The sequence below is a fragment of the Salicibibacter halophilus genome (genome assembly GCF_006740705.1).
GTDB classification, from domain to species: Bacteria; Bacillota; Bacilli; order Bacillales; family Marinococcaceae; genus Salicibibacter; species Salicibibacter halophilus.
On record NZ_CP035485.1, the window covers coordinates 608115 to 629220 of the forward strand.

A 21106-nucleotide genomic window follows, 5' to 3' on the forward strand; every position below is an offset into this window, starting at 1 on the left:
CAAGCGTGTGTATTCATTTACACCGCAGTAACTATACCATATGAAGCATCGGCTCGACAAGCGATACGTTGCGCTTCTATGATTTGTCACCGCGATGGGCAAAGATCTAGCAATAGGATGGCCTCTTACCAAGTTAGGCAAACGTTTTTCGAGCGACCGGCCTCTGGATAACTACTGCCTTCCCCTACTTTATTCAATTACCTTCGTTCCTGATTCTTTAACAACAATTCAACTTCTCCGTGACCAAGGGAAAGCGCCTTGGCAATCTCCTGTTTGTTTTTGCCTGTTCGCGCCAATCTTAAGACTTGTGCGGCCGGCGTTATTCGCGCTTCGTTCCCCTCGGCCGGTTCCGGTGGGGCATAACCTTTTTCCTGCTCGCCAAGTTTTTCGGATGCTTGTGCAAGTTCGGACCGGAATGGATTTTTCGGTGTTTTTGTTTGCAAAGGCTGCAGCCGTTGAAGCAACTGCTCATTGTCTTCTTTCATTTCATTTGTGTATCTTTTTAACAATCGTTCGATTTTTTCTCCCGGAGCAGCATTTTTGTTAAGCAGTTGATAAAGATAGAGGATTGCAGCAAGGGAGATGACGTGAAGAAGCAAACTTGTGATTACAAATGTTGTCACATTGATCCTCCTCATTTTCTCGACGGGGCCGAGACCTTCCTTTAGGTTCTTTACACACTTATTATGTAGATGCACTGCACTTTCATCATTGCGGCTCGATGCGAATCTCGCCTTCGGCCAAAAAAATTTTTACCGCGCTTCTGTTTTTCGTCAAGCTACGCTTATATTTACCGATATACACGTTCGTATTCACAAAAGCTTGATTGGTGATAAAAACCCCATCGTCATCATGCTCATCCATCGTATGATTAATGGCTTGCAAAGTGTCGCCGGCATCCCTCATTCGATCGAAAAGCTCGCTCAACGAATGGCGGATTCGAAGTTTCATGATTCGATCTTTCGTTGAAAGTGGAGGATTCCCCTTTTCTTTTTCCGCCATTTTTGCTTGTAATTTTTGCAGCTTCGCCTTTTCTTCTTTTCCGTGCAGTAAAGTGGCTTTTGCTTCATCACGAGCCTTTATCAATTTTTCCTGTACCCCGATGAACAGAGATGTACGTGTATTTAATGTATTTCCTGCTTCTTTAACCTTGATCCACCGCCCGGCACCAATTTTCCCGCCGACCACATTCCCTTTTCCGCTTGTGCATATCAAGGCATTCCCAGCCTCGCATTGACTGTGTAAAATGTGATTGGATACATGAATGTTGCGGCCGGCAAAAACCACTCCCTGGTTGATATACCCGCTATGCACATCATAGCGCGCGTTAATTTCCCCTTTCCCTTGGCCGGCAATTCCTTGCGTGACAAAGAGAGACCCTCCTGATTCCAAATAAGAAGCGTCGACGGACCCTTTGACATGGATATCTCCATCAGCAATCACCCTATAGCCGGAAGGGATGGAACCATGAATAACAACATTTCCATTAAAGATGATATTTCCTGTTTTCATCGTTAGATTGCCGGGGACTTCATAGACAGGATAGACATGCACGGCCCGGCCGACAATGCTTAATTGACCGTTGACAATCGCTTGCAGGCTTTTCCCATCGTCAGACAACGCCGTGTTCTTTCCGGCTCTTAATGGAACGTCCTTCCCTTTCACCCCCGGAAGTTTGTGCCCATATACATCAACGCCCGATTTCCCCGTTGTTGCTTCCACTTTACGGGCTACAATTTCATTTTGTGCAGCCATCGGTATCTCCGTTACTTGCCGTAAATCCACCGACGAATGGGAAGCAGACATGCCTTCCTGAAATAGAGGGTAACCGCGGGTCGCTTCCATATAGGCATCCCTCCCGCGCATTGGTTTTTTTCCACTGGCAACCATCAATGGAAACGTCGCGGGTCTTGGGTCGTCTGCAAGTTTTTGGATACTTTCGTCGTCAATGCCATATACAACCCCATTTTCATGTAAGAATGTTAACACATCTTCTTTGGATATCGCCCGGCCTCCCAGCGTTTTAACCAAAAAACAACTGGCATTCATTGCATCGGCTGAAATTTTAATTTTCAAGTACGGTTTAAGGTCCATGCATCTGTGTCCTCTCTAAATTAAACTGCGAGGCGGCCATTGGTTATAATTTTGCTTCTTCTTTTTGAAACGCTTGTTTTAGGCGAAAGAGCGCCTTTGCATGAATTTGTGAAATCCTTGAGGTAGACAACCGTAATGTATGGCCGATTTCCGTTAATGTTAGATCTTCATGATAAAAAAGGGAGAGAACGAGTTTTTCTTTCTCCGGGAGTGTCGATACCAACTGTTGCAGTTGTTCTTTGGTCTCCTTCTTTTCAGCTTCCTCGTAGGGGGCAAGCGTTTGATGATCTTGAAGCGTGAACGTATGGCCATCTTCCTGATCTTCTTCCTCTTGCGCTTGATTCATCGATAAAAGTTGAGCCATATAATTTTCCGCCACCGTTTTTAAAACGTCTGCGGCGGGTAGTTGAAGCGCGTTCGCAACTTCGTCTTCTGTCACATGTCTGCCCTTTTGCTGTTCCAGTCTTTCCGTCGTTTCTTCAATCATTTTTGCCTTTTCCCTTGAAGAGCGGGGAAGCCAATCTTCTTTTCGCAGACTATCAAGAATAGCTCCTCGCACGCGAAAGGATGCATACGTGTAAAATTTTAAATCACGGCGGTGATCGAACTTCACCAGCGCATCGTATAAACCAATCATGCCCTGCGAGCGCAAATCCTCACGGTCTACGCTTAATGGCAACGTAGCGCCAATGCGCTGCACATGGTAATCAACGAGTGGCATATGGGCAGCTATGATTTCTTCGGCTGCCTTTTTCTCTTTTTGATTGATCCACCGCCACCAATGATCTTCCAATACAGTTGGTCGCTCCATGTTCGCTCCTCCTCAATAAATGAACTGTGCGTCGCAATCGGGGGGTTAGCCGCCCGCTATTTCAGATTTCAAATGCCAGAGGTCGGAAAAGGCTTTTCTGGGTCTTCCGATTTCCGTGTTCCGATGTCTGGCTTCTTGAACAGCGGAGGCTTACCGCCGGGATAAAACTTGGTCCCTCCGTGTAACGTTCGTACCGCCAGCGACTGATCCTTAAGCGAAAATACAACGCTTCGTCCCTCATACCCGCCCGTTACATCTGCCATAATCGGGATATTCGCTTGTTTCAATGCCTGTCTTGCCGCGTCAACATTGCGCTCTCCAATTTTCATCAGCGGATCGACGGCCGATCGTTTTTGAAACATATTTGCTCCTCCGGCAATTTTCGCCCTCAGCCCCTTTCGAAAAGGGCCGATCCGATGCATCGTTTCCAGAAGCAATGGCACAGCTGTGTCTGCATATTTTGCATGGTTAAAATCATCGTTTCTGCGAATGGAAGCGTCCGGCAACATCACATGGGCGAGGGCAGCCGCCGCGCCATTTACGGGGTAAATAACAATAGCCACACATGAACCCAATCCGGAGGTCCCGATCGAATGCGGCGCCAAACAATAATCCATCTTTGCCATTCCAACTTTCACCGTTGCTTGGGCCATCGTCATGACGGCAGCCCTTGCAAGGCAGTGCGAAGGGCGTTTATACTGCCAGGTTCAGGAAGGAAGTAAAACTGTGCCTGAAAACGTTCCGGGCGATTGTCGCGCCAATCGTTAAAATCCGTTTGAATCAAAATAACCTCATCCCCATATAACGAAAGAGACAAGAGACTTGGCGTTATTGCCGCACCTGCCATATCGATAACGGCATCTGGAATGGAGGAGTGAACGTTCAATTTCGTCACATCGGCAAACGTCGTCACATAAGCACCGGCAATAATATTTCCAAACTCACGAAGGGCGGAAAAACCGACGCCTTCCATGGTTACGCTCTGCCCTCCGGTTAGTTTCCGGATCATAGCGGAGACATGGCAAGCAGGTAAAATAAGCAGCATCGTCGCTCGAATCGCCCCCTCCATTTTAAGGGTAATAGCAGCGACTTCGGTTTCGGAACCGCCCGCCAGTGCGATCATTTCATCAAACCCAATGGCAGTGACGGTCGGGACCGTCATTGTACACGGGATATCCAGCAACTGGGAAAGGGAGGTCGCCGCGTGCCCCAATCCAATGTTGCTAATTTCCCGGATTCTATCTAATTCTTCTTTCTTGATAGTGCCCATCCTTTTCCACTTCCTCGTATGAATGCTTGGTTGAAGTAGCGCGAAGCCTCAACGGTTACGCTACATTTACCACTCCCACGCTTTGAATCTCCACTTCCGGCTCCAACTCGTTATAGGACAAGACCGGAACATTCGGAATTTGGCGTTCGATCAGTTGGCGCACATGCATCCGTACTGCCGGGGAACAGAGAATAACCGGTGTTTGGCCCATTTCAGACAGTTTTTCAGCTTCCCGCCCGATCGTTTCAATGATTTTTCCCGAATCCTCGGGCGGCATCGACAGAAACGTCCCGTATTCGGTCTGTTGAAGCGCATCTGCAATTCTTTTCTCTGCAGTGCCCGCCAGCGTGATAACATATAAAGGTCCATTGTTCGGAACGATGCCCTTTGTTATTTGCCTGGACAACATTTGGCGTGTGTATTCCGCGATTACTTTTGGATCTTTAACGATCTGTCCGTAGTCCGCCAACGCTTCAAAAATTAAAGGAAGGTTCCGGATTGAAATATTTTCCTTCAAGAGCGTTGCCAATACTTTTTGAATGTCCCCAAGTGCCAGCGGCGTTGGCGTAACCTCTTCCACAAGTGTCGGGTGAGACGTTTTCAGATGTTCGACGAGTTGCTTCGTTTCTTCCCTGCCCAACAACTCATGGGCATGGCGTTTAATCGTCTCCGTTAAATGGGTCGAGACGACCGATGGCGGGTCAACGACCGTATAGCCTGCGATTTCGGCATCATCTTTTTGCGCTTCATCCACCCATAACGCCGGAAGTCCAAATGCCGGTTCCGCCGTTTCGATGCCGGTGACCGATTCGTCCTCTGCACCGGGACTCATGGCCATATAATGGTCGAGGAGCAATTCCCCGCGCGTGACTTCATTGCCGCGTATTTTTATCAGATATTCATTTGGCTGCAACTGAATGTTATCGCGAATGCGGATGACGGGCACGATAATCCCGTAATCGATCGCCAATTGCCGCCGAATCATTACGACCCGGTCAAGCAAGTCCCCTCCTTGATTTGCATCGGCGATCGGAATGAGTCCGTAACCAAACTCGAATTCGATCGGCTCAATCGTTAAAAGTTCCGTCACCTGTTCCGGAGAGGTAATGCTTTCGGGCATTTCTTCCTTTTTCGCTTCATCCGGTTCTTTTTCCGTGTCGGCCGAATCGCCGCGGGAAAGCATCCCCCCGCTTATTCCGAGAAAAACCGCGATCGGTACGGTCACAAAATTGGTAATCGGGGTAAAGAGTCCGAGGAGCAAAATGGCGCTCCCTGCGATATAGAGCAATTTTGGATATGCAAGCAGCTGCTCGCTGATGTCGTAGCCGAGAGAACCATCCGATGCTGCCCGTGTCACAACAATGCCGGTGGCTGTCGCGATCAAAAGGGCCGGAATTTGTGTCACGAGCCCATCGCCAACCGTAAGTAAGGTGTACGTGGCAGCTGATTCCGCGAAACTCATCCCATGCTGGAGCATCCCGATGATAAATCCGAAGATAATATTAACGAGAACGATCACGATGCCCGCGATCGCGTCCCCTTTAACAAATTTGCTCGCCCCGTCCATCGAACCGTAAAAATCCGCTTCCTCTTCAATTTTTTCCCGTCTCGCTTTTGCTTCTTGCTCGGTAATTAACCCGGCATTTAAATCCGCATCAATGCTCATTTGCTTCCCCGGCATCGCATCGAGAGTGAAGCGCGCGCCTACTTCAGATACCCGTTCCGCACCTTTGACGATGACGATGAACTGAATGACGACAAGAATAAGGAAGATGACAAACCCGACGAGCGCATTTGAGCCAACAACGAATGACCCGAAAGTGTCAATCACACTGCCTGCCTCTGCGCGGCTTAAAATCGCCCGGGTCGTCGACACGCTTAAGCCGACGCGAAACAACGTCGCCAGCAGAAGAACCGTAGGGAAAATGGAAAAATCAAGCGGTTCTCTCATGTTCATGGCGACAAGAATGATGATGAGGGACATCGAGATGTTGACGATGATCAGCACATCAATCATTGGGGATGGCAACGGAAAAATAAGCATTGCCACAATCAAAAGAACACCTATTAAAATGACTAAATCACGTGCTCGCATCGTTCCATCTCCTTCACAGACCCGGGCGATTTATTCGCATTGGTTTCAAGCGCTTAAACGTTTCATGGCGACCGCTCGACACGATCCCCATCGAGTCCGAGCATCATGCGAAGAAGCCTCCCACCTGCTCACAGCTCACCTCCGATACGATACACATAGGCAAGAACCTCGGCAACCGCGCGAAATAAATCTTCCGGCACTTCTTGTCCAATGTCTGTTCCATCATGGAGGCCGCGGGCGAGCGGCTTGTTTTCGACGATCGGCACTTCGTTTAACTCGGCGATTTGCCTCATGCGCAGTGCCGTATAGTCCGCTCCTTTGGCAATGACTGTCGGCGCTGCCATCACCTCGCCGTCATACTGAAGCCCAACCGCGTAATGGGTCGGATTTGTTATGACGACATCGGCCTTCGGCACTTCCTGCATCATGCGTTGCATCGCCACATCTTTGGCGCGCTGCCGTCGCTTCGCTTTTATTTGCGGATCGCCTTCCATCTTTTTATGTTCATCTTTGACTTCTTGTTTGGACATGCGGATCTGTTTTTCATGATCGTACCGTTGGTAGACATAATCGGGCACGGATAAAAGGAGCAGCAACAGCGCGCAAGCGATGCCGATTACCCCTGTCAACCAAGCCACCAAATGAAAGCCTTCGACGACGTCCATCAATGCCAGCTGCAAAAGTTCGTCCACGTATATGCCTAAAATGCCGAAAGCGACCAAGCCAACAAGAACAATTTTCAGAAAAGCTTTCACCAGCTCCACAATCGCCCGTGCGGAAAAGATCCGTTTGATTCCTTTGAGCGGGTTTATTTTTGACAATTTCGGTTTAATCGCTTCCGGGGCAAACAAAACACCTACTTGAAGCATGCTCGAGACCACGCCTGCAAAAAGGGCGGCGATTAAAATCGGAACCAACACAATCGCAATCTCGAAAATCAAATCGAAGAACAACGCCATCACATTTTCAATGGAAAAGGACATGCCCGCGTAGTTAATATACATTTCAATGAATAAATCGTGCATGAATTGGCCGGGAACCGCGGCATAAACAAAAAGCAAAATAAAAACAACCAGTAAAATGACGGCGGTGTTCACATCGTTACTTTTTGCTACCTGCCCCTTTTTGCGGGTGTCCTCGCGCTTTTTCGGCGTCGCTGTTTCCGTTTTTTCCTGTCCGCCTTCTGCGAAATATTGCAGATCCATCCGCATGCCAGTCACGCTCCCCCAAGCAATTGCAAAAGCGTCCGCATCGTGAGCGCCATTTCGTCCACGAGATTGGAAACGAGCCAAAAGAACGCCGGCAACATCAACAACATGATCGGCAGCCCCAAGAAAATTTTCAGCGGCAAACCGACGACAAACACATTCATTTGTGGAACCGCCCGCGACATCATCCCGAGCGCCACATCGACGAGAAACAGTGTTCCAACAATGGGAAATGCCATCTGAAAAGCAATGATAAACATCGTTGCAACCGCCCCGGCCACCGTTTCCATCACCGATTCCCGGCCAAAATGAAAACTCACATCCTCCACAGGCACATACGCATAGCTGTAAAAAATGCCATCCAACAACAAATGATGGCCGTCGGCAACGAGCAGGAAAAGCACGGCAAAGGCATAAAGAAAGCCACCGGTGAGCGGGGTTTGCGCCCCGGTCTGCGGGTCCATCACGTTCGCGATAAGAAACCCCATTTTGATGTCGATAAAAGCGCCGGCCACTTGAATGGCATAAAACATCATAGAAGCAACCAACCCTAGCAGCAGACCGATCAAAACTTCCTTAATGACCAACAAAAAGAAAGTGCCGTCGATGGCGATCGCACCAACATCCAACGTAAAAAAAATAATATAAGCAAAAAAGAGCGCAAAAGCGATTTTAAATAGATTCGGGACATTGCGATACGAAAAAACCGGGAGTGTCGCCAGAAAAGCAAGAATGCGCACAAAGATTAACAGGAAGGCCGGCAGTTGGTTGATCCACTCCATCGCCTCACCCTATAAAGTTGTGCAAATTCGTGTAGATTTCCGTTGTGAAACTAACGAGTTGACCAAGCATCCAGGCACCAAAAATGACGACCGCGGCGAGGACGCCGATAATTTTCGGAATAAACGCCAACGTTTGCTCCTGGATCTGGGTCGTTGCCTGAAAGATGGCAACAGCCAACCCCAAGACGAGCGCGACAATCAACAATGGTCCCGCAACGAGAAAAATCACCGTAACACTGCGCTCCGCCATGCTTATAACCGTCTCCTGAGTCATCCCCATCCGTCCTTTTGCTAAAAGCTGATTAAAAGCGATTCAACAATAAGATGCCAACCGTCCACCAAAACGAATAACAGTACCTTAAAAGGAAGGGAAATCATCACCGGCGGCAGCATCATCATCCCCATAGACATTAAAACGCTGGCAACAATCATATCGATCACCAGAAAAGGCACAAAGATGAGGAAACCGATTTGAAAAGCGGTCTGCAATTCACTGATGGCAAAGGCGGGGACCAAGGCCGAAAGAGGTATATCATCGATCGTCTCCGGAACCTCTAATTCGGCGTAGTTCAAAAATAGAGCCAAATCTTTTTCCCGCGTATGATCTGCCATGAATGCTTTCATGGGGGAAGCGGCGGCTTCAAAAGCCTCCTCCTGGTCCAACTCTCCCTCGAGAAATGGCGTAAGCGCTTCTTCGTTCATTTCGGAAACGACAGGGGACATAATAAAGAAAGTGAGAAATAAGGCCAGGCCTATCAGCACCTGATTCGGCGGCATCTGCTGGGTAGCGAGCCCCATTCGCACGAAGGCGAGCACAACGACAATTCGCGTGAAACAGGTCATCAAAATAAGAATCCCCGGGGCGAGGGAAAGCACGGTAATAAGGAGAATCAAGCGCAGCGCCGTGGACATCGCTTCGGGGTCATCACCGCCAAATAACTCGCCAATCGGCACGCCCGGTATGATGGATGAAAGCATCATTTTCTCTCCTTCAGCCGGTGCACGCCGGTTTCTTTCTGACGTTGAACATCGCGCATGTGCAGATCCATTTGTGAATAAAAGGAACCCTCGTCATCTTCCTGCCTCTTGTCTCCTTTTAGATATGCCAGCGCTCTGCTTGTAACGTCCCCTGTCTGCCTTTCTTCCGCCAAAGTGATGAGCGCTTTTGCTTCCGCTTCATCCTCGATCTCCCGAAGCAATTGTATCGTTTGCCCGACACCGACAACGAGGAGACGGTCCCCTACGCGAATGAGTTGCACCGATTTTTGTTGCCCGAGGCCGATGCCCCCGAGGTTTTGCATCGTGCTCGTCGCTTGAAAGCGATTTGTCCGGTTAGCCAACAACCTCAATAAAAGAAACATCACAAAAATCACGGCACCAAGGGCCAACCCTAATTGAAACAAAACGCTCCATACGCTTTGACCGTCACTTGCTACGGCTCCTTCGCTATCTTCAATGCCCTCGCCCACCCCTTCATTATTTTCCAATGCATCTCTTACAGAAGCATCCGCGTACACTTCATGCGGGAGACCGAACAGTAAAAGAATAAGCAACCAAGTCGCCAACCAGGCTTTTCGTATTTTCATAGACACCTCACCTGTCTAACCGAGGGTTTTATGCACCGCATCAAGCACCCGGTCAGCTTGAAAAGGCTTTACGACAAAATCTTTGGCCCCTGCTTGAATCGCGTCGATCACCATCGCTTGCTGCCCCATCGCGGAACACATAATCACTTTTGCTTGGGCATCAAATGCCAAGATCTCCTTTAACGCTTGGATGCCGTCCATCTCCGGCATCGTAATGTCCATTGTTACCAAGGCGGGGTTCAATTCCTTATATTTTCCCACTGCCTCTTTTCCGTTTTCCGCTTCGCCGGCAATCACGAAATGATTCTTTTCCAAAATGTCCTTAATCATCATCCGCATGAACGAAGCATCATCTACGATAAGTACACTGCTGGCCATGGCCCTTCTCTCCTCGTATAGTAAGTTTAAGCCCTTCAAATCTTGGGCAAATTCCACAAGATATTTTGTAGATTCATATGGTTTTTCCTTGGATGTCTCTAGATATTTCTAGATAATGATCATAGGATCATTTGGGACAATTCTTTTCTCTCCTGTGGTTCGACCACAACTAAAGACTGTCTCTCAGTGTACGTGCGGCACTTCCTACTCGCAGGCTGAGCCCTCGGCCTCTTGAACTCAGGGGAAGCAGCCCCTGGGGCGGCTTTCAATGCCGATGGAGTTCTGATACACGAGGTTGATGATCGGCGTTCACACTAGAGATATCTCGAGGCGTCCAAAGAACGACCGAATGATTCTACAATGAAAGGAGGAATCCCCCCATGCGAATGTTTGTCGGGCTTGACGTTAGCTCGTTTGATATGAAAGTGTGTGTGCTTGATCAAGAAGGTGATCAGCTTTCGGTTTTTACGGTTTCCAATGACTGGCCGGGTGCCCAGGTGCTCAAAGAACGGTTGCTCGAGCTCTTGGCCGATACAGAGGTTGACATCCTAAAGATCGGTCTGGAGTCCACATCCGTCTACAGTTTTCATCCATCCATGTTCTTGCATGATGACGATGATTTAAAACCCTATGGCGCCCAAGTCTTTGTGATCAATCCGAAGCAGATCGCCAACTTTAAAAAGAGCTTCGCAGACATGAACAAGACCGATGAGATTGACGCCTTTGTGATCGCCGATTATATGCGTTTCGGGCGCAATCAGATGTCCGTTGTCAAAGAAAGCCAATACGTGGCTCTCCAGCAGTTGACACGTTCGCGTTATCACTTGACCAAAGCGATGACGAAAGAGAAACAACACTTCTTGCAGCACTTGGAGTATAAATGCAACACCTTTTCCAAAGAAGTGGATTCATCGGTGTTTGGCCATGCTATGATGGAACTCTTTCTTGAAAAATACAGCCTGGATGAACTTGCCCAGCTTCCGCTTGAGGACCTGGCTCGGTTTCTTCAAGAGAAAGGGAGAAATCGTTTTCCCGATCCGGAAGCTGTCGCCGCATCCATCCAGAAAGCCGTCCGTTCATCGTACCGATTGGACAAAGTGGTCGAAGATTCCATCGATGTACTTTTAGGAACGTCCATTGAGCTCATTCGTTCCTTCCAAAAGCAAATCAAGGCGATCGATCAGTCCATTACTCGAATCATGAAAGGACTGACGCAGACGCTGGAATCAATCCCGGGCATTGGTCCGGTCTTCGCCGCAGGCATCATTGCCGAACTCGGTCAGATTGACCGGTTTCCCGATGAAACAAAAATAGCTAAATATGCGGGACTGTACTGGCGAAAACACCAGTCCGGGCGGTTTACCGCCGAAGATACTTCACTGACACGTCAAGGGAACCATTATTTGCGTTATTACCTCGTTGAAGCCGCCAACTCGGTACGAAGGCAAATTCCGGAATACCAAGTCTTTTATCAGAAGAAGTATCAAGAAGTCCCGAAACATCAACACAAACGTGCACTCGTGCTCACGGCAAGAAAACTCGTGCGATTGGTGGATGCGCTGCTACGCAAAAACCAACTCTTTACGCCAGAAAGGGGCGTGAACCTCTGACCGACATCGGCTGAGGGCTAGCCTTTCATTTTACCAGTATTTTACATTTTATTACTGGTGTTGTTCAGTGCGCGCTTTTTTCGCCTAAATGTCCTTTGACAACTTCATTTACTGTGATTTTGAACTTGACATATTACCGCAGGTCTTTAATCATTTTTTAAATGTTGCATTCGTTGTTCACGGCTGGCGATATCAGTCACACGCACGCCAAAATTCTCGTCGATAACAACAACTTCGCCTTTCGCTACCAAACGCTGATTTACGAGAATATCCACCGGTTCCCCTGCAAGCTTGTCCAACTCAATGATCGACCCTTGTGTAAATTGGAGAATTTCCTTGATCGAACGGCTCGTTCTTCCCAATTCCACGGTGACATCCAGCGGGATGTCCATCAGCATGTTGAGATTTTGTGCCTCCGCCGCCTGCAACCCCGCCTCATCGAAGTCATGAAAAGCGACCGGCTGCACGTTTCGTTTGGAAGTTTCCGCATGAACGCTGCCCGCTTCCCGCTCCCCATCTGCCCTTATCGCTCTTTCTTTTGCCGATTCACTTCCGAGCTTGGGAGGCGCCGTGCTGTGTTCTTCCTCTTTATCCCCTCGCGATGAATGAAGCAATTGGGTGACCATCTCCTTTGCAAATGAAACGGTGGCGAGCTGCATAATCGTGGAATCAATCATATCGCCGACACGCAACCGGAAAGAGATTTTGATCAATGTCGCTTCCCGGGACAGTTCCTCTGTGCCGGAACCATCGATTGTATCGAGCAAATCGATGCTGGGAGGAGATATATTCACACGCAGGTCAAAGATCGTTGACAAAGAGGTCGAGGAACTTCCCATCATTTGATTCATGGCTTCCTGAACGGCGCTGATGTGCATGTCGGAAAGTTCAGATGCCGGGTTTGAACCATCTCCTCCCAACATTAAATCGGCAATGATCCTTGCATCCTTTTCCTTGATGACGAGAAGGTTGGTCCCTTTAAATCCATGCGTGTACTTAACGTGGACAGCCACATGGGGGACGGGGAACTCTTCATGCAAGAGGCCAAATTCAATGGCCTGTACGATGGGCGTCGTGATCTCAACTTTTTGCTTGATCAACTCGGATAGTGCAGTGGCAGCACTCCCGAATGAAATATTTCCAATTTCACCGAGAGTATCCTGCTCAATGCCGGTTAAATAATGATTCACGTCCAAGGCTGCTTTCGTTGTAGGCGGGGGATAGCCGTCTTCTTGTATGTCGGTGACTTTCGTTTCTTCACCCCCATCTTCAAAACCTTCGAGCAAACGATTGATTTCCTCTTGGGATAATTTCTCTTCTCCATGGTCGTTCATTTATTCTTCCCCCTTATCGAAGTCCTCGGTCACTTGTACGGCAAGCCGTTGGTTCTTTTTCCCTGCCTGCACATAAAATTTCGGCTCATGGCCCACATAGGCAACCATAGGGTCATTCACCGCTTGATCAAGCTCAATGACATCCCCTTTGCACAAATGGAGCATTTCTTCCACACTGATCGTGGAATGGCCCAGCACCGCTTGGAGGGCTAAGTGTGCTTGCCGAACCGATGTCTCAATTTTTTGCTCTTCCTGTTCATCCCGTGCTTTTCTCGTCGTTTGCAACCAATAGTGGCCCGACAATTTTGGTAAAATTTCTTCAAGTACTACGTACGGCAGACATATATTGATCATTCCGGCTGTCTCCCCAATCGTTGCCGAAAGGGAAACGACCACGACTGTTTCATTCGAGGAAACCATTTGCATAAATTGCGGATTGACTTCCAAATCAACCATCTCTGTCTCGATGTCAACGACGGATTGCCACGCCTGTTGAAAACTATCCATCATATATTTAGCCATTTGCGAAAGAATACGCGTCTCAATTTCAGTCAAATTTTCGATCTTGTTATAATCGGACCCTGCGCCCCCTAAAATACGGTCCAGCATGGCGTAACCGATCTGGGGGTTCATCTCGATCAACAGCCGCCCTTCCAATGGGGGTGCTTCAAATACGTGAAGAAAGGTCATTTTCGGAATCGAGCGAATGAATTCTTCATAGGGCAACTGCTCGACGGAGCCGACAGACACTTGCACATAGGTCCGTAACCTGGCAGATAGCGATGTCGTAAACAAACGGGCAAAATTTTCATGCATCCGGGTCAGCGATCGAATTTGATCTTTTGAAAAACGGAGCGCCCGTTTAAAATCGTACGTTGTAATTTTTTTTGCATCGATCTCCTTGCGCAATTCCTCTGCATCCATTTCCCCCGTGGACAGCGCTGACAACAACTCATCGATTTCCCCTTGCGAAAGTACGTCTGCCATAACCATCCCCTCCGGTCTATCTTTGGTTTTTCTCACTTTCTCCACTTCGTTGGTATCCAGCGAATCATTGATAGCAGGCCGGGTTCCCTTAGAGCCGTCCATAAAAATGGGGTCCGTTCACCGTTACCGCTTACTTTCACTTAGATATGTAGACGCGGCGCGAACTTAAGGAACGCCCCCAAGCCGCCCCACGAATTTATTTTAGATTCATAATCTCCTGCAAGACTTCATCAGATGTCGTAATAATGCGTGTGTTCGCTTGCAAGCCACGCTGGCCGGAAATCATTTCCACAAACTCTTCGGAAAGGTCAACCGTTGACATTTCCAGCATGCCTGCAGCAATTTCACCGGATCCACCGGTTCCCGGTTCCAGATTGTTCGCGTCCCCCGAGTTATTGGTTTCCCCATATAAGTTGCCACCCATTGCTTCCAATCCTTCAGGGTTCGCAAATGTAGCCAGGCCGATCGTCCCCGCTTCCTGCGGTTCACCGTCCATCACTTGCGTTACCGTACCGTCACTGCCGATGCTGAAATTAGACGCACCCTCATCGATCGTAATGGTGCCGCCGCCGGCATCCAATACGTAATAGCCGTCTTCGGTCACGATATCGCCTTCGCTGTCACGGGAGAAATTCCCCGCCCGAGTGTAAGATTCTCCGCCATCCGGATTTTGAATGCGGAAGAAACCATCTCCGGCAACCGCAAGGTCGAGTTCACGACTCGTCGGTTGCATCGCTCCCTGGGCATGAATCGTATCGATAGAGCCGGTTTGCGTGCCCAGCCCGATCTGTGTCGGGTTTGTTCCTCCTTGGTTCGCTCCCGGTTCTGTCGCTCCTTGCACTTGCTGGCTCATCATGTCTTGAAAATTAAACCGTCCTTTTTTGAACCCATGGGTATTAACATTGGCAATATTGTCACCAATAACATCCAGTTTCGTTTGATGGTTTTGCAAACCGGAAATTCCGGAATACATGGATTGCAACATGGAATAGAACCTCCTGCTCTTAAAATAAATATTTGTGTCCGGCCAATGGTCAACTTTTATGTCTCTGCTGCCTCATTTTCATGATCCAAACCGATTTGAGCCAGTTGCCTGCTGTCAATCCAGCGCCCTTCATCAAGAAGGAGTTCGATCGCTCCTTGTTCGTTTCGGCGCACGGAAAGGACTTCGTTTTCCGCGTACTGGATATCTGCGCTCTCTTCATCAACAAGGCTCCCCCATTTGACAGTCGTTCCGATCAACTCGCTTTGTTGCACAAGGGCGCTCCCTTCATGCCGGTCAACAAAACGCTGCATGGCCTCATTCATATTCGTCATCTGTTCCAAAGAGGAAAACTGCGCCATCTGGGCAATAAACTCCCGGTCATCCATCGGATCAAGGGGGTCCTGATTTTGCAATTGGGCAATTAAAATTTTTAAAAAATCATCCTTGCCGAGGGTGGAATCTTCCGGTTCTGAAACCTTCACTCCATTTATTGCTTTTTCGCCCGAAGCAGGAGCGGGTTGCACGTTCATATTCACCTGATGTTCACCTGCCTACACTTTCTGATTTAAAGTCGCATGTAACCACTCTTCAAAAGATGGAAGTTGTTCTGAGCCCCCGTCTTCACCGGAGTCATCTTCCGAGGCGGAAGAACCTTCCTCTTCGGAATCTTCTCCTTCTCGCCGGCCATCGTCCACTTGGGAATGTGTTTCATCAACCACAATCCGCTCCACCGGCAATTGTTGTTGATGGAAGGCATGCCGGAGGTTGGGCAGCTGCGCTTCAAGCAATTCCCGGGCTATCGCCGTCGTTGTGACGAGCCTTGCTTGCAACGCTCCGTTTTCTCTAGTCATTTGTACGTCCAAGCGGCCCAGGCTTTCCGGATACAGTTTAATGGTCAATTGCTGTCTCCCTTCCCCATCCGAACGCAGGTGACCTTTGCCGAGCGCTTGGTGAAATTGCTTCATGAATGCCATAGCCCTTGCATGTTCGGTCATTTGCCCGCCAATATGAATCTTCATTTGTTCGCCCTGATTCAAGGCTTGCATCCCCATCTTTTCATTAAAAACAAATACAGAAGAAGGGGCTGATCCATGATTCATATTCGGAGGGCCCATTTCCATCTTTGTTGCCGTCTGCAAGGGTTCGAAATGATGACGGTGGAAATCGGACACTGTACCTTTTCCGGTTTCTTCCTTGCGGCCGGAAACGACTCGATGGTTTTCCGATTCAATCTCCTGCCCCCCAGGTACCATTGTTGGATGTATCGGGCAAGCTGTTGAGGCGTCACTTTCTGCATTCCTTCCTTTTCAACGGGAGCATCGATGAGGGCCATTAAGAATGGAACGATCACTTTCTTCGTTTCTTTAGTGAAGCCGAATGGCTTCTCCGCGTTTAATCCTTCAGTTATGGCCATTTCAACCATTTCTTCAATGGAAAGGTCTGCTCCATCCATATAGGAAGCCAGGTCGCCAGAGGAAAGGATCCCGCCTTCGTTTTCGCTCAACGCTTTTTCTGTTATGATCACCGCCGTTTCCCAATCAAAATCCTGAAAGAAAGATTCGAACTCCGATAATGATTGAGCCCAGCCACGTAACGCCTCCAACGCTTCCTCATTGAGAAAACCTTTGTTTATCCTTTTTTCATGCGTAGCTAGGTTGTTCTTTAATTCCGGATGTTGGACAAACGCTTCATCCTTTCGTTGCGAATGCGCAAACAGTTGTGCAAAAGTTGGATCAAGCGTCTCGCCGACGCCTTGCATTGAAGTTGAAAATACTTCGGGGGCATCTTTATGCATCGGAAATGCCTGCAACCCTGCTGAAATCACTTTTTCACCTCCCTTCCATAGGGGTCTTAATCGGCAAGCAGCGTCGTAATTTCCGCAGCCCGTTCCGGATCCATGTTTTCCAGAATCACTGAACGCCCATCATCATTCATCTCCGACATGTGAAGTAAAATCGCTTCATTTGTAAGTTCATCCATTATTTCAGCAGCCTGCCGCGGCTTCATATTTTCATAAACGCGCGCGATTCTTGTCAGTGCTTCAGGAGCCTCAGCTTCTTCAAGTTCCCGCGCACTTGCTTCTGCATACGCTTCATCGTCTTCTATTTGTTCAATTTCCGCTTCCAATTCCTCGATGGTGTCCTCCGCTCGTTGCAGCTGCTGCGCGAGATTGGCAATCTCTTCATCTTTTTCGGCAAGCGGCGATGTTTCTTCCCCATCATCGTCGTTATCTTCGCTTATCCAAGCGGATACAATAGGCAATTGGCCGGCCATCGCCCTTGCTTGTTCCATCGGGCTAATCCCTGATAGCGAGAATACGATTGACCCAATAACGGTAAGCAAAATCGCTGGAATACAAATGAGCAGCAAAAAACGTTTGAAACCTTTCGTAGCAACACCCTTCTCCTGTTTTCTTTTCGCCATTCCGTCACCTGCCTTGCATCACTTGTCGGGAAGCGAGTTCATCCATGAGCTTTTGTTCTTGCTTTTTCATCTCCCGCACATGTTCTTCCCATTTGCGGTCTCTCATCTTTTCGTATTTCTTAACCTCAATCGTTGCCGTTTGCCATTCTTTTTTCCGTTTGACCATCGTTTGGCGCGCGGCATTTGTTTTCACCTGGCAATGTTGGATGGCGGTTTCAATGTTTGTCCTTGCCAATTGTTTGCTTTGCAGTGCCGCGATGGTCGTACCTGTTTCGCAATCTTGCGTTTGGCTTTCGTCGAGCGTCTCGCGCGCTTTCAGCCATTCATATAGTTCATAGCCAACGGATTCGAATGTTCCGGTAGCTTCTTCGTATCCTTCTCTCGATTTGGCAGCTTCACGCTCTTTCATTTCCAACACCTTTTCAAGGTTAAACGTAAACGCCATTACCCATCATTCCCTTTCCTTGCCAGCAACTGTAACTGTTCGACTGTCTCCGATAAGCGGTAGGCTTTTTCAGTTCCCTGTCGCAAAAAGTCCCGAATGGCCGGTTGTGCTTGTATAGCGAGATCCACATCTTTGGACGTTCCTTGCTTATAAGCGCCCACTTGAATCAAATCCTCGCTGTCTTCATAGGTGGCCAAGTGTTGCCGGATCGTCGCAGCGGCCTTCAAATGTTCCTCGGGAACAATAGCTGCCATCAACCGGCTGATGCTTTTTAAAACATTTAAAGCCGGATAGTGTCCTTTATTCGCCAGTTTCCGATCAAGAATGAAGTGACCGTCCAAAATGCCCCGCACAGCATCCGCAATCGGTTCGTCCATATCATCGCCATCGACGAGGACGGTATAAAAGGCGGTGATCGAGCCACGTTCACCTGTTCCCGAACGCTCCAGCAATTGTGGCAAAAGGGAAAAGACGGAAGGGGTGTACCCTTTTGTCGTTGGCGGTTCACCGGTGGCAAGCCCGATTTCGCGTTGGGCCATCGCAAAGCGGGTAATGGAATCCATCATTAAATTAACGGATTTCCCCCGGTCGCGAAAATATTCCGCGATTGCCGTCGCCGCCATCGCCCCCTTAATCCGAACGAGTGCCGGTTGATCGGAAGTGGCTACGACAACGATCGTGTTGTTCAACCCTTCATCGCCGAGATCTTTTTCAATAAAATCTTTGACTTCCCGGCCACGTTCCCCTATAAGCGCGATCACATTAATATCGGCTTCCGAAAACTTGGCGATCATCGCCATCAAAGTGCTTTTTCCAACACCACTGCCGGCAAATATCCCGACCCGTTGACCTTCGCCGACCGTTAACATGCCATCAACCGCGCGTACACCGAGGGAAAGCGGTTCGACAACTCTGGGGCGCCTCAACGGGTTCGGCGCTTCCCCGTCGACAGGGATTTTTTGCAGTCCATTGGGCAATTCACCACTGTCAAGCGACTTGCCCAAACCATCGATGACCTTTCCGATTAATCTCGTTCCCACACCGATTTCCAATGGCTTTCCCGTGCTTTTCACTAGAGACCCGGGCTGAATATTGGTGGTTTGTGCGTACGGCATCAACAGAATGCGTTCGTCTTTAAAACCAACAACTTCCGCGCGTATCGGTTCACGATCGTTATCCGTAAAAATAAAGCACAGAATCCCTACAGCCGCTTGAGGTCCCTTCGCCTCGATCGTAAGCCCGACCACACGCGTTACTTTCCCCATCCATTTCAACGTACGAACGTCATCAAGCTGATCTTTCACATCCGTGGCTTTCATGGTTCTCTCCCCTTGACAAGCAATTCATGAAGCTCGGTTTGCAGCACCTCTAGCTGATCATCTAAGGAAGCGACTAACCGGCCGTATGGCGTTTCAATAATGCACCCGTTTTTCTCTAGCTCCTCCTCCGGAAAAAATCGCATACGCTCTTGGTTGAGAAGCGCTTGCCACTCTTCTCTCTGTTGAACGGTTTCCTTATAACGCTCCGGATGGATAAAAACATCGACTTCGGTATGGTTTTTCACTTCCCGAAGCGCTTGGCTTACGAATTGGATCCAATGATTTTCCGTTTCCAACTTTTCGCCAAGGATTTTTTCAGTTAAGCTCATGGCCAGATCGATGATCGCGGGCTCAGCAGCATCCATGTATTGGCGGTAATCTTCGCGGGCTGCCGCAACAACGTCTTTGGCTTCGGCAATGGTAGCTTGATACGTTTCATAGCCTTTTTTCTCCCCTGCTTGAAACCCTTGGGCTTCCCCTTTTCTTTCCGCATTCTTATAAGCTTTTTCTATGTTTTCGTCTAGTACCGCACGGGCTTTTTTCATTTCTTTTTCCATGTCTTCTTTTTCGGATTGTGCCTTAGCGATAATGGCTTCCGCTTCTTCACGGGCTTCAGCGAGCATTTCCTGCTTGTTCTTGGTTACCGATCCCTCAAATGCTTCATCCGCGGCGCAGTTTTCCCCGTTCCTTGAACGTATCGGCTGCAACAGGACAGCATGGGAGCTCTTTTCCTGCCTGGTTGATGTTTCTGCTTTTATAATGTTAGACAATAATATCGTCTCCCCCGCCACGGGCGATGACGATTTCACCCGCTTCTTCCAACCTCCGTACCATTCCGACGATTTGCATTTGCGCGTCCTCCACGTCTTTTAAGCGGACAGGGCCCATGTACTCCAATTCCTCGTTGAACGTTTCGGCCATCCGCGTGGACATGTTGCTGAAAATGATTGTCTTCACTTCCTCGCTCACCATTTTTAAGGAAAGTTGTAAATCTTCCTGCCCCGCTTCCCGGATGATACGTTGGATCGAGCGGTTATCAAGGGTAACGATATCCTCAAAGACAAACATCCGTTTTTTGATTTCATCGGCAAGTTCCGGATCCTGAATTTCCAGGGAATCAATGATCGTACGCTCTGTTCCGCGGTCAACGCTATTCAACACCTCCACGACTGATTCAATCCCGCCCGCTTCTTTATAGTCTTGAGAAACAGCCGACGAAAGCTGCCGTTCGAGGATGGCTTCCACTTCGTTAATCACTTCCGGGGAAGTGGTATCCATCAGCGCAATTCTTTTCGCCACATCCGCTTGCACTTCGGAAGACAATTCCGACAAGATGTGTCCTGCTTGCTCGGCATCCAGATAAGAAAGAACAAGGGCGATTGTTTGCGGATGTTCATTTTGGATGAAATTCAATATCTGCATTGGTTCGACGTTGCGGGCAAAATGAAAAGGACGAACCTGAAGTGTGGACGTAAGCCTTGTAATAATAGCCATAGCTTCTTCTTCACCTACGGCTTTTTCCAGCACATCCCGTGCATAGCCAATCCCGCCTTGCGTCATATAATCTTGGGCAACCGCCAGTTGGTGAAATTCACCGATAATTTGATCTTTCGTCTCGCTCTCCACTTTGCGAACGTTAGCAATCTCAAGCGTCATTTGTTCCATTTCTTCCGGTTGCAAATGCTTGTATACGTTTGCCGAGACATCGGGTCCCATGGAGATAAGAAGCACAGCGGCTTTTTGCCTGCCGGACAGTTCTTTTTTCCCTCTCGCCATTG

The 21106-nt window shown here is 48.7% G+C and carries 24 protein-coding genes; 1 reads left to right on the forward strand and 23 read right to left on the reverse strand.

The window, feature by feature from the left end:
• Positions 1–197 precede the first annotated feature (197 nt).
• The 12 genes from EPH95_RS03065 to EPH95_RS03120 all read right to left on the reverse strand — a co-directional run bounded on the left by EPH95_RS03065 (position 198) and on the right by EPH95_RS03120 (position 10224).
• Positions 198–623 (reverse strand): DUF6115 domain-containing protein, encoded by a 426-nt coding sequence (locus EPH95_RS03065; RefSeq protein WP_142087233.1) that lies wholly within the window; start codon positions 621–623, stop codon positions 198–200.
• Positions 624–708: 85 nt separating this feature from the next.
• Positions 709–2094: a flagellar assembly protein A gene (locus tag EPH95_RS03070; protein ID WP_142087235.1), complete on the reverse strand. Its 1386-nt coding sequence runs from the start codon at positions 2092–2094 to the stop codon at positions 709–711.
• 43 nt (positions 2095–2137) lie between these two features.
• Positions 2138–2905 (reverse strand): FliA/WhiG family RNA polymerase sigma factor, encoded by a 768-nt coding sequence (locus EPH95_RS03075; RefSeq protein WP_142087238.1) that lies wholly within the window; start codon positions 2903–2905, stop codon positions 2138–2140.
• 68 nt (positions 2906–2973) lie between these two features.
• On the reverse strand, positions 2974–3564 hold the full coding sequence (locus EPH95_RS03080; RefSeq protein WP_142087240.1) for a chemotaxis protein CheD: 591 nt from the start codon (positions 3562–3564) through the stop codon (positions 2974–2976).
• Positions 3561–4175, reverse strand: a complete 615-nt coding sequence (locus EPH95_RS03085; RefSeq protein ID WP_142087243.1) for a chemotaxis protein CheC — start codon at positions 4173–4175, stop codon at positions 3561–3563. The genes EPH95_RS03080 and EPH95_RS03085 overlap by 4 nt, the downstream gene beginning before the upstream one ends.
• Before the next feature lie 55 nt (positions 4176–4230).
• Positions 4231–6270, reverse strand: coding sequence for a flagellar biosynthesis protein FlhA (gene flhA, locus EPH95_RS03090; protein ID WP_142087245.1), 2040 nt, complete (start codon positions 6268–6270; stop codon positions 4231–4233).
• A gap of 128 nt (positions 6271–6398) precedes the next feature.
• The gene (flhB, locus tag EPH95_RS03095; RefSeq protein WP_142087247.1) at positions 6399–7481 is read right to left on the reverse strand and encodes a flagellar biosynthesis protein FlhB; all 1083 of its coding nucleotides are present in this window, start codon (positions 7479–7481) and stop codon (positions 6399–6401) included.
• A 5-nt stretch (positions 7482–7486) separates the two neighbouring features.
• Positions 7487–8260: a flagellar biosynthetic protein FliR gene (gene fliR, locus EPH95_RS03100; protein ID WP_142087249.1), complete on the reverse strand. Its 774-nt coding sequence runs from the start codon at positions 8258–8260 to the stop codon at positions 7487–7489.
• Positions 8261–8264: 4 nt separating this feature from the next.
• A complete protein-coding gene (fliQ, locus tag EPH95_RS03105) occupies positions 8265–8534 on the reverse strand; it encodes a flagellar biosynthesis protein FliQ (RefSeq protein WP_142087252.1) in 270 nt (89 codons plus the stop codon).
• 17 nt (positions 8535–8551) lie between these two features.
• Entirely contained in the window at positions 8552–9241 is a 690-nt protein-coding gene (fliP, locus tag EPH95_RS03110; RefSeq protein ID WP_405127414.1) for a flagellar type III secretion system pore protein FliP, read from the reverse strand.
• Positions 9238–9846 carry a flagellar biosynthetic protein FliO gene (locus tag EPH95_RS03115; protein WP_142087254.1) on the reverse strand — a complete coding sequence of 203 codons (609 nt, stop codon included), beginning with the start codon at positions 9844–9846 and terminating at the stop codon, positions 9238–9240. The genes fliP and EPH95_RS03115 overlap by 4 nt, the downstream gene beginning before the upstream one ends.
• Positions 9847–9861: 15 nt before the next feature.
• Positions 9862–10224, reverse strand: coding sequence for a response regulator (locus EPH95_RS03120; protein ID WP_142087256.1), 363 nt, complete (start codon positions 10222–10224; stop codon positions 9862–9864).
• Between the two features lie 380 nt (positions 10225–10604).
• On the opposite strand from EPH95_RS03120, the gene EPH95_RS03125 reads away from it, so the two are divergent.
• Complete coding sequence (locus EPH95_RS03125) at positions 10605–11834, forward strand: IS110 family RNA-guided transposase (RefSeq protein ID WP_142086371.1); 1230 nt, start codon at positions 10605–10607, stop codon at positions 11832–11834.
• A 146-nt stretch (positions 11835–11980) separates the two neighbouring features.
• On the opposite strand, the gene fliY is transcribed toward EPH95_RS03125, so the two are convergent.
• The 11 genes from fliY to fliG all read right to left on the reverse strand — a co-directional run bounded on the left by fliY (position 11981) and on the right by fliG (position 21104).
• Positions 11981–13168 carry a flagellar motor switch phosphatase FliY gene (gene fliY, locus EPH95_RS03130; protein WP_142087259.1) on the reverse strand — a complete coding sequence of 396 codons (1188 nt, stop codon included), beginning with the start codon at positions 13166–13168 and terminating at the stop codon, positions 11981–11983.
• Positions 13169–14155 carry a flagellar motor switch protein FliM gene (gene fliM, locus EPH95_RS03135; RefSeq protein ID WP_142087261.1) on the reverse strand — a complete coding sequence of 329 codons (987 nt, stop codon included), beginning with the start codon at positions 14153–14155 and terminating at the stop codon, positions 13169–13171.
• Between the two features lie 196 nt (positions 14156–14351).
• Positions 14352–15140 carry a flagellar basal body rod protein FlgG gene (gene flgG / locus EPH95_RS03140; RefSeq protein ID WP_142087264.1) on the reverse strand — a complete coding sequence of 263 codons (789 nt, stop codon included), beginning with the start codon at positions 15138–15140 and terminating at the stop codon, positions 14352–14354.
• Between the two features lie 56 nt (positions 15141–15196).
• Complete coding sequence (gene flgD / locus EPH95_RS03145; RefSeq protein ID WP_142091461.1) at positions 15197–15670, reverse strand: flagellar hook assembly protein FlgD; 474 nt, start codon at positions 15668–15670, stop codon at positions 15197–15199.
• Between the two features lie 21 nt (positions 15671–15691).
• Positions 15692–16240, reverse strand: a complete 549-nt coding sequence (locus EPH95_RS03150) for a flagellar hook-length control protein FliK (protein WP_160141574.1) — start codon at positions 16238–16240, stop codon at positions 15692–15694.
• Positions 16237–16965, reverse strand: coding sequence for a hypothetical protein (locus tag EPH95_RS18610; protein WP_160141575.1), 729 nt, complete (start codon positions 16963–16965; stop codon positions 16237–16239). Before EPH95_RS18610 ends, EPH95_RS03150 begins: the two co-directional genes overlap by 4 nt.
• A 26-nt stretch (positions 16966–16991) precedes the next feature.
• The gene (locus EPH95_RS03155) at positions 16992–17564 is read right to left on the reverse strand and encodes a MotE family protein (RefSeq protein WP_142087268.1); all 573 of its coding nucleotides are present in this window, start codon (positions 17562–17564) and stop codon (positions 16992–16994) included.
• A 4-nt stretch (positions 17565–17568) separates the two neighbouring features.
• Positions 17569–18009, reverse strand: coding sequence for a flagellar export protein FliJ (gene fliJ / locus EPH95_RS03160; protein WP_142087270.1), 441 nt, complete (start codon positions 18007–18009; stop codon positions 17569–17571).
• A complete protein-coding gene (gene fliI / locus EPH95_RS03165; protein ID WP_142087272.1) occupies positions 18009–19328 on the reverse strand; it encodes a flagellar protein export ATPase FliI in 1320 nt (439 codons plus the stop codon). The genes fliJ and fliI overlap by 1 nt, the downstream gene beginning before the upstream one ends.
• Positions 19325–20098 (reverse strand): flagellar assembly protein FliH, encoded by a 774-nt coding sequence (gene fliH / locus EPH95_RS03170; protein WP_160141576.1) that lies wholly within the window; start codon positions 20096–20098, stop codon positions 19325–19327. Before fliH ends, fliI begins: the two co-directional genes overlap by 4 nt.
• Complete coding sequence (fliG, locus tag EPH95_RS03175) at positions 20091–21104, reverse strand: flagellar motor switch protein FliG (RefSeq protein ID WP_142087277.1); 1014 nt, start codon at positions 21102–21104, stop codon at positions 20091–20093. The genes fliH and fliG overlap by 8 nt, the downstream gene beginning before the upstream one ends.
• Between the last annotated feature and the right edge of the window lie 2 nt (positions 21105–21106).

What these genes read in the sequence shown, in the direction of transcription:
- EPH95_RS03070 (WP_142087235.1), bottom strand. Translation starts at nt 2,094, where the DNA reads ATGGACCTTAAACCGTACTTGAAAATTAAAATTTCAGCCGATGCAATG.
- EPH95_RS03075 (WP_142087238.1), bottom strand. Translation starts at nt 2,905, where the DNA reads ATGGAGCGACCAACTGTATTGGAAGATCATTGGTGGCGGTGGATCAAT.
- EPH95_RS03080 (WP_142087240.1), bottom strand. Translation starts at nt 3,564, where the DNA reads ATGACGATGGCCCAAGCAACGGTGAAAGTTGGAATGGCAAAGATGGAT.
- EPH95_RS03085 (WP_142087243.1), bottom strand. Translation starts at nt 4,175, where the DNA reads ATGGGCACTATCAAGAAAGAAGAATTAGATAGAATCCGGGAAATTAGC.
- flhA (WP_142087245.1), bottom strand. Translation starts at nt 6,270, where the DNA reads ATGCGAGCACGTGATTTAGTCATTTTAATAGGTGTTCTTTTGATTGTG.
- flhB (WP_142087247.1), bottom strand. Translation starts at nt 7,481, where the DNA reads ATGCGGATGGATCTGCAATATTTCGCAGAAGGCGGACAGGAAAAAACG.
- fliR (WP_142087249.1), bottom strand. Translation starts at nt 8,260, where the DNA reads ATGGAGTGGATCAACCAACTGCCGGCCTTCCTGTTAATCTTTGTGCGC.
- fliQ (WP_142087252.1), bottom strand. Translation starts at nt 8,534, where the DNA reads ATGACTCAGGAGACGGTTATAAGCATGGCGGAGCGCAGTGTTACGGTG.
- fliP (WP_405127414.1), bottom strand. Translation starts at nt 9,241, where the DNA reads ATGATGCTTTCATCCATCATACCGGGCGTGCCGATTGGCGAGTTATTT.
- EPH95_RS03115 (WP_142087254.1), bottom strand. Translation starts at nt 9,846, where the DNA reads ATGAAAATACGAAAAGCCTGGTTGGCGACTTGGTTGCTTATTCTTTTA.
- EPH95_RS03120 (WP_142087256.1), bottom strand. Translation starts at nt 10,224, where the DNA reads ATGGCCAGCAGTGTACTTATCGTAGATGATGCTTCGTTCATGCGGATG.
- EPH95_RS03125 (WP_142086371.1), top strand. Translation starts at nt 10,605, where the DNA reads ATGCGAATGTTTGTCGGGCTTGACGTTAGCTCGTTTGATATGAAAGTG.
- fliY (WP_142087259.1), bottom strand. Translation starts at nt 13,168, where the DNA reads ATGAACGACCATGGAGAAGAGAAATTATCCCAAGAGGAAATCAATCGT.
- fliM (WP_142087261.1), bottom strand. Translation starts at nt 14,155, where the DNA reads ATGGCAGACGTACTTTCGCAAGGGGAAATCGATGAGTTGTTGTCAGCG.
- flgG (WP_142087264.1), bottom strand. Translation starts at nt 15,140, where the DNA reads ATGTTGCAATCCATGTATTCCGGAATTTCCGGTTTGCAAAACCATCAA.
- flgD (WP_142091461.1), bottom strand. Translation starts at nt 15,670, where the DNA reads ATGAACGTGCAACCCGCTCCTGCTTCGGGCGAAAAAGCAATAAATGGA.
- EPH95_RS03150 (WP_160141574.1), bottom strand. Translation starts at nt 16,240, where the DNA reads ATGAATCATGGATCAGCCCCTTCTTCTGTATTTGTTTTTAATGAAAAG.
- EPH95_RS03155 (WP_142087268.1), bottom strand. Translation starts at nt 17,564, where the DNA reads ATGGCGAAAAGAAAACAGGAGAAGGGTGTTGCTACGAAAGGTTTCAAA.
- fliJ (WP_142087270.1), bottom strand. Translation starts at nt 18,009, where the DNA reads ATGGCGTTTACGTTTAACCTTGAAAAGGTGTTGGAAATGAAAGAGCGT.
- fliI (WP_142087272.1), bottom strand. Translation starts at nt 19,328, where the DNA reads ATGAAAGCCACGGATGTGAAAGATCAGCTTGATGACGTTCGTACGTTG.
- fliG (WP_142087277.1), bottom strand. Translation starts at nt 21,104, where the DNA reads ATGGCGAGAGGGAAAAAAGAACTGTCCGGCAGGCAAAAAGCCGCTGTG.